The following is a 12,417-nucleotide window of genomic DNA, read 5'->3' as shown; positions in this document are numbered from 1 at the left end:
GCCAAGACCCGACCCACACACGACCCATCGATCCCCCAGCGCCATGAGCGAAATCACGCCCGTCCTCGCCCCGTTCCACCTTGCCTTCCCCGTCCACAGCATCGCCGCCGCGCGCGCGTTCTACGGCGACCTGCTGAGCTGCCCCGAAGGGCGCAGCGCGCCGGACTGGGTGGATTTCAACTTCTACGGCCACCAGATCGTGGCCCACCTGGCGCCGGAAGAAGCAGGCCACCGCAACACCAGCGCCGTGGATGGCGATGCCGTGCCGGTGCGCCACTTTGGCGTGGTGCTGCCGATGGATCAGTGGCATGTCGCCGCCGACAAGCTCAAGGCCGCCAACCTGTCGTTCATCATCGAGCCGCATATCCGCTTCAAGGGCGAGGTCGGCGAGCAGGCCACGATGTTCTTCCTCGACCCGTCGGGCAATGCGCTGGAGCTCAAGGCCTTCGCCAATATCGCTTCGCTGTTCGCCAAGTAACCCCAGCGTCAGATCAAGGCCAGACCCGAGTGAGACCGGCCACAAGGCCGGCCGCCGCACGCGGGGCAGGGCTCGCCCGCCCCGCGTGCATCGCCCCCAAGCAGTAGCTGCAAGACTTAGCCGATATGCGAAGAATCCTGGTTGCCAACCGTGGCGAGATCGCCTGCCGCATCATCCGCGCCGCGCAAGCGCTCGGCATCGAAACCGTGGCCGTGCATTCGGCCGCCGATGCCGGCGCGCTGCACTGTGAAATGGCCGACATCGCCGTGGCGGTCGGCTCCGCGCCGGCGGCGCAGAGCTACCTGAACGTGGCAGCGGTGCTCGCCGCAGGCACGGCGCACGGCGCCGATGGCGTGCATCCCGGTTATGGCTTCCTCTCCGAGAACACCGCGTTTGCCCGCGCGGCGCAAGCCCAAGGCATGCAATGGATCGGCCCATCCGTGGAGTCGATCGAGAACATGGGCGACAAGAACCGCGCCCGCGACATTGCCGCCGCGTGCGGCGTGCCGGTGCTGCCTGGCAGCATCCGCTTCTTGCCCGGCGACCTGTCGCACCTGCATGCCGAGGCGCAGCGCGTTGGCTATCCCGTGCTGGTGAAGGCCGCCGGCGGCGGTGGCGGCATCGGCATGAAGCGCGTCGACGGGCCAGACACGCTGGCAGCCACGGTGGCATCCACCCAGGCGCTGGCCCTGAAGGCTTTTGGCGACGCCAGCATCTACCTGGAGCGCTACGTGCCGCGCGCCCGGCATATTGAGGTGCAGGTGTTTGGCTACGGCGACGGCACGGCGGTGCACCTGTTCGAGCGCGAATGCTCGGTGCAGCGCCGCTTCCAGAAGATCATTGAAGAAAGCCCGGCGCCCAACGTGCCTGCCGCCGTGCTGGCCAGCATGAGCGCGGCGGCGGTGGCGCTGGCCGAGCACCAGCGCTATCGCGGCGCGGGCACGGTGGAGTTCATCCTGGACGCGGACAGCGGCGAGTTCTTCTTCCTCGAGATGAACACGCGCATCCAGGTGGAGCACGGCGTGACCGAGGCCATCACCGGCTGGGACCTGGTACAGGCGCAGATCCGGCTCGCTGCCGGCACGCTCGCGCCCTGCGCGCAGCATGAGATCCGGCGCTGCGGCGCGGCCATCGAGTGCCGGCTGTATGCCGAGAATCCGGCGCGGCATTTCATGCCATCGCCTGGCAAACTGGCGCGCTTTCGCCTGCCGGCGGGCATGGCCGGGCTGCGCGTCGACACCGGCGTGCGCGAGGGTGATGCCATCACGCCGTTCTACGATCCGATGATCGCCAAGCTGATTGCCTATGGCACCGACCGCGAAGCGGCCATCACTACCATGCAGGCGGCGCTCGGCGCGACCGAGATCGAAGGCATCCGGCACAACGCCGTGTTCCTTGGCCGCGTGCTGGATCATGCGGACTTCCGCGCCGGCCGGGTCGATACCGGTTTTGTGGAGCGCGAGCTGGCGGTGCTGCTGGGGGAGTCCGCCGTGCCGGCGGCCGAGCCCGCGCCGTCCGCCGGGGAGGTGCCGGCATGACCGCGCAGGACATGAAACACGCCGCGGCGTGCGCGCAATCGACCTGGCGGATCGCGCCGTCCGGCGACCGCTGCCTGATTGTCGAGTTTGGCACCGTCGCCGATATCGCCACCAACCGCCTGGCCTGCGCGGCAGCGGTGCGGATCGCCGCAGCGGCCTTGCCCGGCGTGACCGACATCGTGCCCGCGCTGACCACCGTGGGCGTGCACTACAAGCCGATCGCCGTGGCCCGCGCGACGGGCAGCAGCGCTGCGTTCGAGATGCTCTGCGCGATGATCGGCGAACTCCTGCGCGAAGGGCTTTCGACAAGCGCTAGCTCGCCGCTGGTGATCGATATCCCTGTCTGCTACGGCGGCGAGCATGGTCCCGATCTGGACGATGTGGCGGCCACCTGCGGCCTGTCGCCCGAGCAGGTCATCGCGCTGCATGCCGCCGAGCCGGTCGATGTGCTGATGCTGGGCTTCGCGCCGGGGCATCCGTATGTGGGGCGCTTCGACGCGCGCCTTTGTCCGCCCCGCCGCAGCACGCCGCGTACCGCGGTGCCGGCCGGCTCCATTGGCCTGGCCAACCGCCAGACGGTGATCTACCCCATGACCTTGCCGGGCGGCTGGAACCTGATCGGGCGTACGCCCGTGGCGCTGTTCGACCCGCATCGCGCGTCGCCGTGCCTGCTGGCCGCCGGCGACCGTGTGCGCTTCCTGCCGATCTCGGCCGAAGCATTCGAATCCATGCAGGCGGGCGCAGGTGTGCAGCCATGAGCATAGAAGTCATCAAGCCCGGTGCCCTGAGCACCTTCCAGGATCTTGGCCGCAACGGCTACCAGCAGCTTGGCGTGCCTGCCAACGGCGCCATGGATGAGCGTGCCCACCGGCTGGCAAATGCACTGGTCGGCAATATCGCCGCCAATGCAACGCTGGAGATCACGCTGATGGGCCCCACGCTGCAGTTCCACGTACCGGCCGTGATCGCCTTGTGCGGGGCGGACCTTGACGCTACGCTCGACGGCGCGCCCGTGCCGATGGCGCGCGCGGTGCCTGTTGCCGCAGGTGCCGTGCTGGCCTTCAGCAAGCGCCGCAGCGGCCTGCGTGCCTACCTGGCGGTGCGCGGCGGGTTTGCGCTGTTGCCAGTCATGGGCAGCTGCAGCACCTTTGTGCGCGGCGGCTATGGCGGCGCGGCCGGCAAGCCGTTGCGCAAGGGCGATCGCATTGCCTTGCGCGACGGCGTCGCCGCCCCGACCGCGCATGCCGATCGCCCCGTGTTCCCGGCCGATGTTCTGGTCGCGCCGGACCAGCCGGTGCGCATCGTCGCCGGGCGCGAATGGGCGCGCTTCTCCGATGCCGCCAGGCATGCTCTGGTCAGCGAGCCGTTTCGCATTGGCGCGCAATCGGACCGCATGGGCTACCGCCTGGAAGGCACGCCCCTCGCGCTGGCCGCACCTGCCGAGATGCTGTCCGAGTCCGTGGCCTTCGGCACAATCCAGGTGCCGCCCGACGGCCAGCCCATCGTGCTGATGGCGGACCGCCAGACCACCGGCGGCTATCCCAAGATTGCCCATGTGTGCGCGGTGGACCTGCCGCGCCTGGCGCAGAAAATGCCGGGCGAGGCGGTGCGCTTTGTGCTGGTGGACCTGCAGGAAGCACAGCGACTTGCCATGCTGCAGGACGAAGCATTTGACGCCATGGAGATGGCCACCGCAGGGGAGCGCGCTCGTGCCTGAGATCGATTTCAACAGCGATATGGGCGAGAGCTTTGGGCTCTACCGCCTTGGCGACGATGCGGCCGTGCTGCGGCACGTCACCTCAGCCAACATCGCCTGCGGTTTTCACGCGGGTGACGCGCAGACCATGGCCGCTACAGTGCGCGCCGCCACCGCGCTGGGCGTCTCGCTTGGCGCGCATCCGGGCTATCCGGATCTGCAGGGCTTTGGCCGCCGGGCCATGCAACTCGGCCACGATGAGATCTACAACATCACGGTCTGCCAGGTGGGCGCCATGCAGGCGTTTGCCGCCGCGGCCGGCAGCCGGCTTGCGCATGTGAAGCCGCACGGCGCGCTGTACAACCAGGCCGCGCGCGATGCCACGATGGCGCGCGCGCTGTGCGAGGCGGTGCGCGATGTGGATCCGGCGCTGGTGTTCTATGGCCTGGCCGGCTCCGCGCTGGTCACCGCCGCGCGCGAGGCCGGGCTCGCGGTTGCGCAGGAAGTCTTTGCCGACCGCACTTATCAGGACGATGGCTCGCTCACCCCGCGCAGCCATCCCGCCGCCATGATCACCGACCCGGAGGCATCCATCGCACAGGTATTGCGCATGGTGCGCGACGGCGTGGTGCGCTCGCTGGGCGGCGTGGACGTGCCGGTGCGGGCGGACACGCTGTGCATCCACGGCGACCAGCCGGGCGCCGCCGCGTTTGCCCACCGCATCCGCGCCGCGCTGGAGGCCGAGGGCATCACGGTGCGCGCACCGCAATCACAATAGTACGGACAAAAAACCTATGCCCGACACAAAATCGCCAATATCCATCTTGGCCGAAACCGCCGGCACGCTCTGGAAGCTGGTAGCTCAGCCCGGCGAGATGCAGGTAAAGGACGCCACCCTGCTGATTATCGAATCGATGAAAATGGAAATACCGCTTGAGGCCCAATCGGCTGGTTATATAGAGTCATATTGCGTGGCCGAAGGCGAAATCGTGGAAGAGGGCCAGGTATTGGGTAGCTTCATCCCGGTTGCTTGAGATTGTGTTGATTTTCAAGCTGTAAATCTGCCGTCCACCTGTTTTGGTGGCGTTGGCCACTCGGAATGGGCTGGCTGGTTTTTGAGTAATCCCGCGGGCTGGGACATTAATCACCAGCCGGCGGCGAGCCATGCCGGTTTCGGTGCGCTCCATGTCCCAGGCGGGCTTGCAGTTGCTGGTTGTGGTGCGGCGGGGCGCATGAGATCCCCGAAATAGATGACGGGTTCTTGTCAGGAATCGTTACGCCCGGAATTTGGTGTTTTTTCGAAATTTTCAACATGAAAATCGCTGGCATGCTTGTTGCGAAGTATCCGGTGTAATCGATCAGGCATGAATTCCGGCGACCTCGACAGGTTCGCGATTCCCGGCGGGTGGTCAGCTCTCCGGAAATAAAAAATAAGACGCGGGCCCGGCCTATGCTCCAGGCAGTTTGAAGCATAGGACGGCCATCGCGGCAGGTATTCGTGCTTCAGCGCTGGTTCATCCAGGGGTTTCACCACACCTGGACTGGATTTTCTACCCCGATGCATCCTGGAAACTGACAATATGTCCAACGCCCCCATCTCATCCCTGCCGATGCCCGACGCGGCGCCGGCATCAGCCCCTGCCACGGCGCCGGCAGCCGGCAACGCAGTCGCCCGCAAGGCCGCCATGGCCGCCGCGGCCGGTACCGCCATCGAGTACTACGAGTTCGGCGTGTACGGCTATATGGCCTCCACCATTGGCCCGCTGTTCTTCCCCAGCGATAGCGCCACGGCTTCGCTGCTGGCCATCCTGGCCGTGTTCGGCAGCGCGTTCCTGATGCGCCCGATCGGTGGCATCGTGCTTGGGCGCCTGGGCGATCGCGTTGGCCGCCGCGCCGTATTGCTGGTCACCGTGATCGGCATGGGCATTGCCACCGGCATGATCGGCCTGCTGCCGGTCGCCGCCAGCGCGGGCATTGTCGCGCCGCTGTTGCTGTTGGCGATTCGCCTGGCGCAGGGCTTCTTCGCCGGCGGCGAAGTCACCGGCGCGGCCGCCTATGTGGCCGAGTCCGCGCCGAAGGGCAAGCGCGGCTTCTACGGCGCCTTCACACCGGTCGGCGTGGCCGTGGGCGGCGCGCTGGCCGCGACCGTGTGCGGCATTACCACCGGCTTGCTGGATCCAGTGCAGATGCAGTCATGGGGCTGGCGCCTTCCGTTCCTGATGGCGATCCCGATGGTGGTGATCTCGTCGATGGTGCGCAGGCGCGTGGAAGAGTCCGTGGCCTTCAAGCAATTCCAGCAGCACAGCGAGCCGCCCAAGGCGCCGCTCAAGGAAGTCTTCACCGCGCATATGCCTGCCGTGGTCAAGGTGGTGCTGCTGTCGTTTGGCCAGAACGTGGGCTACTGGGTAGGCCTGGTGTTCATGAATATCTACATGACCACCTACCTCAAGTACGACAAGGCAACGGTCTACTGGATCATGGCGTTCGTCAGCCTGACCATGGCCATGCTGATGCCGCTGTGGGGCGGTTTGTCCGACCGCCTCGGCCGGCGCAAGGTGCTGGCCATCGGCTTCTGTGCCTACATGGTGCTGGTGTTGCCGATGATGATGCTGATGGACAACCACAGCATCGGCCTGGCATTCCTCGCCATGATGGTGGTGGCGCTGCCGATGCCGATCGTGCAGTCCGTTGGCTACCCGACTTATGCCGAGCAGTTCCCGACCCGCGTGCGCTACACGGGCATGGCGTTCAGCTTCAACATCGGCGCCATCCTCGGCGGCGGGGTCACGCCGTATGTGGCGACCGCGCTGATCGGCAGTACCGGCAACCTGCTCAGCCCGGCCTACCTGCTCATGGGTGGTGCCGCCGTCAGCCTGCTGGCGCTGCTGGGCGTGAAGGAAACCGCCCGCCAGGCGCTCGACTGATGACGGATCGTAACCGGAGCGTGGAGATGGAAGCAGGCATCCACGATAGGGCCGGGCTTGCGCCCGGCTGGGCTGCGACACCGGCCGGCGCACGCGCCGCCGTCCGCAGCGGCCGCTACAACGGCAATACCAGCGGCATGGCCCCCGGCCATGGGCAGGGCAACCTGATGATCCTGCCCAAGGACTGGGCAGAGGATTTCCTGGGGTATTGCCGGGCCAACCCGGTGCCATGCCCGCTGATCGGCATGACCGAAACAGGCAGCCCGGCTGTGCCGATGCTGGGCGACGATATCGACCTGCGCACCGACGTGCCGCGCTACCGCGTGTGGCGCCATGGCGAGCTGGTGGAGGAGCGCGACGATATCAGTGTGCTCTGGCAGGACGATTTCGTGGGCTTTGTGCTGGGCTGCTCGCTATCGTTCGAGGACGCGCTGGAGCGCACCGGCTTACGCGTGCGGCACGTGGACGAGGGCAAGATCGTGCCAATGTACCGCACCAGCATCCAGACCACGCGCGTCGGCCCCTTTCATGGGCCGATGGTGGTGTCGATGCGGCCTTACACGCCGGCCGAGGCGGCCATCGCCTCGGCCGTGTGCGCCCAGTTGCCTGCGGCGCACGGGGCGCCGGTTCATATGGGCGACCCCGCCGCGATCGGCATCGCGGATATCGACTGCCCTGACGAAGGCGAGCCGACCGCGATCCTGGCCGGGGAGATTCCGGTGTTCTGGGGATGCGGGGTCACGCCGCAGGCGGCGGCCATGATGGCGCGCCCGCCGCTATGCATCACCCATGCGCCGGGACACATGCTGGTGTGCGACGTGCCTGCCAATAGGTTGAGGCTACTGTGCGCGCAGGGGGGTGAGGTGTAACGAAGGGTGTAACGAAGGATGGCACCGGAGTTGCCAGGAGCCGCCGGAAATGCGCGCGCTAAGCACGGGCCGTATCGTTGCGGCGGATCACCGCCCCGGCACGGGCGCCGGTGCTCTCGCCGCCGTTCCACGCGATGGTGCCATTGACGATGACCGTCTCGATGCCCTTCGCGCGCACGACGGGCTGCGCGAAGGTCGCCATATCGGCAACGCTGGCGGCATCGAAGATGGTGATGTCCGCGAAGTTGCCGGGTGACAATATCCCGCGCCCCGGCAGCCTGAAGTAGCGGGCCGTCAGGCCCGTCATCTTGTGCACGGCCTGCTCGAGCGGGAACAGTCCGAGGTCCCGGCAGTAGTGGCCCAGCACGCGCGCAAACGTGCCCCAGAGACGCGGATGCGGCGCGGGGTCGTGCGGCAGTCCGTCGGATCCGATCATGGTTTCGGGATAAGCGAGGATGCGCTGCACGTCCTGCTCGTCCATGAGGAAGTAGATCGCGCCTGCCGGCTGCAACGCATCGACCGCGTCCTCGGGCGAGAGGCCCATCGTCGCCGCAATGACTTCGAGGTCCTGTCCGGCGAACTCGGGATGCGGCACCGAGCGCGTCACGATGACGCGGCTCGACACCGCGAGCCGGTCCTTTCGCAAGATGGTGGAACCGGCGTTGTACGGATAGCAGTCGAGTCCGATCGGCTGACGCTGCGCCGCCCTAGCGATGTGCCCCAGCGTGCCGGCCGAGCGCCCGTGGTTCTTTGGACCAATCAGCTTGTGATGCGAGACCACGACTGGCGCGCCGCCCGCGGCGCCGATCTCGAACGCTTCGTCGAGCGCCTCGTGGATCCGATCGCCCTCATCGCGAATATGGCTGGCGTAGACACCGCCGTAGCCGCGCATGACCGCCGCCACAGCGGCCATTTCGCCGGTCGTGGCGGGCATCGCGGCAGGATAGGCGGCTCCGGTCGAGAGCCCGATGGCCCCGCTCTCCATGGCGTCGCGCAACAATGCCTGCATCGCCGTGATCTCTGCGTCGGTCGCCGCCCGGTCGAGCCGGTCCATCACGGCGGCCCGCAGCGTCGTATGGCCGACCAGGCAGGCCGCGTTGACGGCAGCGGGATGTTGCGCCAGCTCGGCGAGATAGTCGCCGAACGCGGGGTAACGAAAGACGGCAGGATCGTCGCCGAGCAGGTCAAGCGGCGGCGGAACGGTCTGTCCCGGGGGCGCACGCCAGGGCGCCAGGCTGATGCCGCAATTGCCGGTCACGACCGTGGTAACGCCCTGGCTGAGCTTGGCCGGCATCAGCGGATCGAGCGTCAGATAGCGATCGTCGTGCGTATGCGAGTCGATGAAGCCGGGGGCGACGATGCGGTCCCGCGCATCGATCACCACCGCCGCGGAGTCGGACGCCAGCGCGCCCAGCGCCGTGATGCGCAATCCGTCGACCCCGATGTCGGCGAGCCTGCGCGGCGCGCCGGTGCCGTCGATCACGGTGCCGCCGCGAATCAGTATGTCGAATTGCGCCATGATCCGTGCTCCTCAGTCGATCGCCGCGCCGGAACTCTTGATCACTGCGGCCCAGACCGGCCGCTCCTTGCGGGCGAGCTCGAAGAATGCGCCGCGCGGCCCCGTGGTGACCTCGTACGCCATGTCGGCCAGCCGCGCTTTCATGGCGTCCGAGTTGGCCGCCTTGTTGAAGGCCTTGTTGAGAAAGTCGAGGATCTGCGGGTCGGTCGCGGCGGGCGCGACATAGCCGGTCCATGCCACCGCCTGGTAATCCTTCAACCCCGTCTCCGCCATGGTCGGCAGCTTCGGCAGGCGGCTGTCGCGGCGCGCGCCGGTGACGGCGAGCGGCACGACGCTGCCGTTCTTCAGATATGGCGAGATCGATGTGATGTTCTCGAAGACCAGATCCACTTCGCCGCGCATCAGCGCCAGGTCCGCTTCGGGACCGCCCTTGTATGGAATATGTGTAATGGAAACACCGGCCATCGCCTTGAACATCTCGGCGCTCAGATGGCCCGTGGTGCCGTTGCCGCCCGAGCCGACGGAGAGCTTGCCCGGCGCGCTCCTGGCCAGCGTGATCAGTTCGGAGACCGACTTCACGCCGAGGTCCTTGCGCACCGCCAGCACGTTCTGCACGAAGCCGGTCAGGGCCACGGGCGCCAGTTGCTTGTCGGCGTCGTAGGGCAGCTTCTTGTACAGGGACTGGTTGATGGCCAGTGTGCCGGCATTCGCGAAGCCGATGGTGTAACCGTCGGCCGGCGCGTTGATCACGGCCTGCGTGCCGATGATGCCGGACGCGCCCACGCGGTTGAGGACCACGACCTGCTGCCCGATATCATGGCCGACCGCATCGGCCAGCAAGCGCGACACGATGTCGGGTGTCGTACCTGCATTGAACGGGACGATCAGCGTGATGGGGCGCTCGGGATAGGCTGCGAAGGCGCTCGCCGTGAACAGCATGGCGGCGGCCGTCAGTGACATCCGTCTGACTAGCCGGTCGAAATTCCGGAGGAGAGACATGGTGGCGTTCCTTTCGTGGTAGGCAAGTTGGCATCAAGGCCGGCTCGCGCCAATATGCGCAGGGCCGGGGACACGGCTGTCTCAGGTACCGTGCGCGGCGGCTGCAGTGGGCTGCAGCATCGTTTGAAGCAAGGGCAGATCGATATTGCCGCCGGACAGGACGATGACACCGTCGCGGCCTTCGAGATCGATCACGCCGGCGAGCAATGCCGCCAGCGCGACGGCTCCGCCCGGCTCGACCAGCAGCCGAAGCTCCTCGAGCGCGAAGCGAATGGCGGCGCGGACCTGCGCATCCGTGACCGCCACCGCGCCGTCGAGAAAGCGCTTGTTGATCTCGAAGGGCAGTTCGGCTGGCGTGTTGGCCTGCAACGCGTCGCAGAGCGTTGTGGCGCCCGCCGCATTGATTTCCCTGAGGCCGCTGCGCAGCGAGCGCACCGTGTCGTCGAAGCCAGCGGGCTCGGCCGCGATCAGTCGCGTGCCTGGATTCAACGCGTCGACGACCAGGCCGCAACCGGCCATCAGCCCGCCGCCGCCGCAGGGCGCCGCGAACAGGCCGAGGTTGTCGAGCGCAGCCTCGGGCAGGTCCTGCAGCGCCTCGAGCGCCACCGTGCCCTGGGCGGCAAGGACCGCAGGATGATCGCCCGGTGGAATCAGCGTGCCGCCGGTTTCGCCGAGCAGCCGTATCCCGATTGCCTCGCGGCTTTCATGGCGGCGGTCGTAGTGCACCACGCGCGCACCCTGGGCCAGCGCGCGCTCGACCTTGTTGCGTGGCGCATCGGCAGGCATCACGATGGTCGCCGCCACACCGAGCTGGCGCGCGGCCCAGGCGATCGCCTGCCCGTGATTGCCGGTGGAATAGGCGATCACGCCTTTCGCGCGCTGGTCGCTGTGCAGCGACAGCAGGGCATTGAAGGCGCCGCGTGCCTTGAACGAGCCCGTGACCTGCAGGTTCTCGGCCTTGAGCCAGACCGGCGCGCCGGCAATGGCGTCGAGCGCCGGCGAACGCAGCAGCGGCGTGCGCACGACATGGGGAGCGATGTCCAAGGCGGCCTGCTCGACGTCGGCGAAATCGGGGACGCGCATGTCACCCAGCATCTCGTGCCGGATCGCTGGCGCGGGTCGTGGTCGTGCCGGATGGATATCCAGCGTTTCGGTTGGCTGCATGGAGAAGACGGGTGGGTGGTCGAGGAAAAAGGGAGGCGGGATCAGCGCGCCGGCCAGGTCGGCGGGGCCACGCTGCCGACCTGATCGGTGATGCGTGAATACGCCTCGACACGACGGTGCAAACCGAAGTTGAAGACGGTGGAGCGGCCCAGTTTGCACATGTCCAGGTTGCAGTCGGCCACGATGAGTTCGTCGTCCCAGCTGGTGGCCTGCGCCATGATTTCGCCTTGGGGATTGACGATGATCGAATGGCCGAACATTTCGTGGCCGTCCTCGGTCCCGGCCTTCGCGACGGCGACCGCGAAACACGCGTTCTGATAGCAGCCCGCCTGAATGGACAGCTGCGAGTGGAACACGCGCAGGTGGTGGGCCTCGAAGCCGCGGTTCTCCATGTTCATGCTAGGCGTGTTGTAGCCCAGCATGACGAGCTCGACCTGCTGCAGCCCGAGCACGCGCCAGGCCTCGGGCCAGCGGCGGTCGTTGCAGATCATCATGCCCATGTTCACGCCCTCGGCCTCGCCGACCGGCGCCCGGACCACCGGGAAGCCGAGATTGCCGACTTCGAAATAGCGTTTCTCGAGGTGCTGCACCTTGCGCGCCGGTGCGTACTCTGCGTGGCCGGGCAGATGGACTTTCCGGTACTTGAGGATCACCTCGCCCGACGGTGCGATGATCGCCGAGGTGTTGAACCGGCGCTTGCGCATGACACCGGCTTCATCGGGCTCATAAGCGATCTCGGCGTAGCCCAGGTACACCGTCAGGCCAAAGCGGCGGATCGCCTCGAACAGCGGCGCCGTCTGCGTCGAGGGCAGCGCTGTTTCGAACCAGCGGTCCGCCTCGTCGAGGTCCTCGTGGTACCAGCGCGGAAAGAACGTGGTCAGCGCGAGTTCGGGAAACACGACGACCTGTGCGCCGCGCCGGTAGGCACGCTCTAGCAGTTGGACCATCCGTGCGACCGCGATCTCGCGTCCTTCGGACTTCTGGATGGGACCTAGCTGGGCGGCGGCGACGGTGATGATGCTGGACATGTGTTGGAGCCTCTGGTGCGATGGGGTGGGGTCGAGTATAGGGACGCGATGCCGCCCTTGAAATGCGTCGCCCCGCGCGCCGATAGGGCGCCAATCGGCGCCGTCTCGTCCTCGCAACGCATTGATTTAAAACAAAAAAATGCCTCTGGGGCCGCCCTGGTGCGCAGCCGCCTCATAGCCCCTTGTTATGGGTCCTTTGCAA

General features: G+C 67.0%; 12 protein-coding genes. 8 read left to right on the top strand and 4 right to left on the bottom strand.

Annotated elements, in window-relative coordinates:
- The first annotated feature begins 43 nt into the window (after positions 1-43).
- The 8 genes from ACYP5B_RS19690 (at position 44) to ACYP5B_RS19655 (ending at position 7,505) form a co-directional block, all read left to right on the top strand.
- Positions 44-478 carry a VOC family protein gene (locus tag ACYP5B_RS19690; RefSeq protein ID WP_400092258.1) on the top strand — a complete coding sequence of 145 codons (435 nt, stop codon included), beginning with the start codon at positions 44-46 and terminating at the stop codon, positions 476-478.
- 125 nt (positions 479-603) lie between these two features.
- Positions 604-2,016, top strand: coding sequence for an acetyl-CoA carboxylase biotin carboxylase subunit (locus ACYP5B_RS19685; RefSeq protein WP_459570846.1), 1,413 nt, complete (start codon positions 604-606; stop codon positions 2,014-2,016).
- Positions 2,013-2,774: a 5-oxoprolinase subunit PxpB gene (gene pxpB, locus ACYP5B_RS19680; RefSeq protein WP_459570845.1), complete on the top strand. Its 762-nt coding sequence runs from the start codon at positions 2,013-2,015 to the stop codon at positions 2,772-2,774. Before ACYP5B_RS19685 ends, pxpB begins: the two co-directional genes overlap by 4 nt.
- Positions 2,771-3,733 (top strand): 5-oxoprolinase subunit C family protein, encoded by a 963-nt coding sequence (locus ACYP5B_RS19675; protein ID WP_459570844.1) that lies wholly within the window; start codon positions 2,771-2,773, stop codon positions 3,731-3,733. Before pxpB ends, ACYP5B_RS19675 begins: the two co-directional genes overlap by 4 nt.
- On the top strand, positions 3,726-4,490 hold the full coding sequence (locus tag ACYP5B_RS19670; protein WP_459570843.1) for a LamB/YcsF family protein: 765 nt from the start codon (positions 3,726-3,728) through the stop codon (positions 4,488-4,490). The genes ACYP5B_RS19675 and ACYP5B_RS19670 overlap by 8 nt, the downstream gene beginning before the upstream one ends.
- Positions 4,491-4,506: 16 nt before the next feature.
- The gene (locus ACYP5B_RS19665; RefSeq protein WP_400092248.1) at positions 4,507-4,746 is read left to right on the top strand and encodes an acyl-CoA carboxylase biotin carboxyl carrier protein subunit; all 240 of its coding nucleotides are present in this window, start codon (positions 4,507-4,509) and stop codon (positions 4,744-4,746) included.
- A gap of 546 nt (positions 4,747-5,292) precedes the next feature.
- Positions 5,293-6,636 carry an MFS transporter gene (locus ACYP5B_RS19660; protein WP_400092246.1) on the top strand — a complete coding sequence of 448 codons (1,344 nt, stop codon included), beginning with the start codon at positions 5,293-5,295 and terminating at the stop codon, positions 6,634-6,636.
- Positions 6,636-7,505, top strand: a complete 870-nt coding sequence (locus ACYP5B_RS19655; RefSeq protein WP_459570842.1) for a putative hydro-lyase — start codon at positions 6,636-6,638, stop codon at positions 7,503-7,505. Before ACYP5B_RS19660 ends, ACYP5B_RS19655 begins: the two co-directional genes overlap by 1 nt.
- 58 nt (positions 7,506-7,563) lie before the next feature.
- Here the strand turns inward: ACYP5B_RS19655 and ACYP5B_RS19650 are convergent, their stop codons facing one another.
- From ACYP5B_RS19650 to ACYP5B_RS19635, 4 genes are all read right to left on the bottom strand, one after another.
- Complete coding sequence (locus ACYP5B_RS19650; RefSeq protein ID WP_459570841.1) at positions 7,564-9,024, bottom strand: N-acyl-D-amino-acid deacylase family protein; 1,461 nt, start codon at positions 9,022-9,024, stop codon at positions 7,564-7,566.
- A 12-nt stretch (positions 9,025-9,036) separates the two neighbouring features.
- The gene (locus ACYP5B_RS19645; RefSeq protein ID WP_400092241.1) at positions 9,037-10,023 is read right to left on the bottom strand and encodes a Bug family tripartite tricarboxylate transporter substrate binding protein; all 987 of its coding nucleotides are present in this window, start codon (positions 10,021-10,023) and stop codon (positions 9,037-9,039) included.
- Between the two features lie 81 nt (positions 10,024-10,104).
- Entirely contained in the window at positions 10,105-11,118 is a 1,014-nt protein-coding gene (locus ACYP5B_RS19640) for a threonine/serine dehydratase (protein WP_400092397.1), read from the bottom strand.
- 110 nt (positions 11,119-11,228) lie between these two features.
- Complete coding sequence (locus ACYP5B_RS19635) at positions 11,229-12,215, bottom strand: N-carbamoyl-D-amino-acid hydrolase (RefSeq protein ID WP_318235617.1); 987 nt, start codon at positions 12,213-12,215, stop codon at positions 11,229-11,231.
- Between the last annotated feature and the right edge of the window lie 202 nt (positions 12,216-12,417).

Source organism: Cupriavidus sp. 8B, from assembly GCF_054589115.1.
The sequence above is the reverse complement of the archived record's forward strand: the minus strand, read 5'-3'. Positions and strand labels throughout refer to the sequence as shown.

Coding starts and splice junctions, on each gene's coding strand:
- ACYP5B_RS19635 (WP_318235617.1), bottom strand. CDS start 12,215: ATGTCCAGCATCATCACCGTCGCCGCCGCCCAGCTAGGTCCCATCCAG.
- ACYP5B_RS19685 (WP_459570846.1), top strand. CDS start 604: ATGCGAAGAATCCTGGTTGCCAACCGTGGCGAGATCGCCTGCCGCATC.
- ACYP5B_RS19650 (WP_459570841.1), bottom strand. CDS start 9,024: ATGGCGCAATTCGACATACTGATTCGCGGCGGCACCGTGATCGACGGC.
- ACYP5B_RS19690 (WP_400092258.1), top strand. CDS start 44: ATGAGCGAAATCACGCCCGTCCTCGCCCCGTTCCACCTTGCCTTCCCC.
- ACYP5B_RS19655 (WP_459570842.1), top strand. CDS start 6,636: ATGACGGATCGTAACCGGAGCGTGGAGATGGAAGCAGGCATCCACGAT.
- ACYP5B_RS19675 (WP_459570844.1), top strand. CDS start 2,771: ATGAGCATAGAAGTCATCAAGCCCGGTGCCCTGAGCACCTTCCAGGAT.
- ACYP5B_RS19645 (WP_400092241.1), bottom strand. CDS start 10,023: ATGTCTCTCCTCCGGAATTTCGACCGGCTAGTCAGACGGATGTCACTG.
- pxpB (WP_459570845.1), top strand. CDS start 2,013: ATGACCGCGCAGGACATGAAACACGCCGCGGCGTGCGCGCAATCGACC.
- ACYP5B_RS19660 (WP_400092246.1), top strand. CDS start 5,293: ATGTCCAACGCCCCCATCTCATCCCTGCCGATGCCCGACGCGGCGCCG.
- ACYP5B_RS19640 (WP_400092397.1), bottom strand. CDS start 11,118: ATGCTGGGTGACATGCGCGTCCCCGATTTCGCCGACGTCGAGCAGGCC.
- ACYP5B_RS19665 (WP_400092248.1), top strand. CDS start 4,507: ATGCCCGACACAAAATCGCCAATATCCATCTTGGCCGAAACCGCCGGC.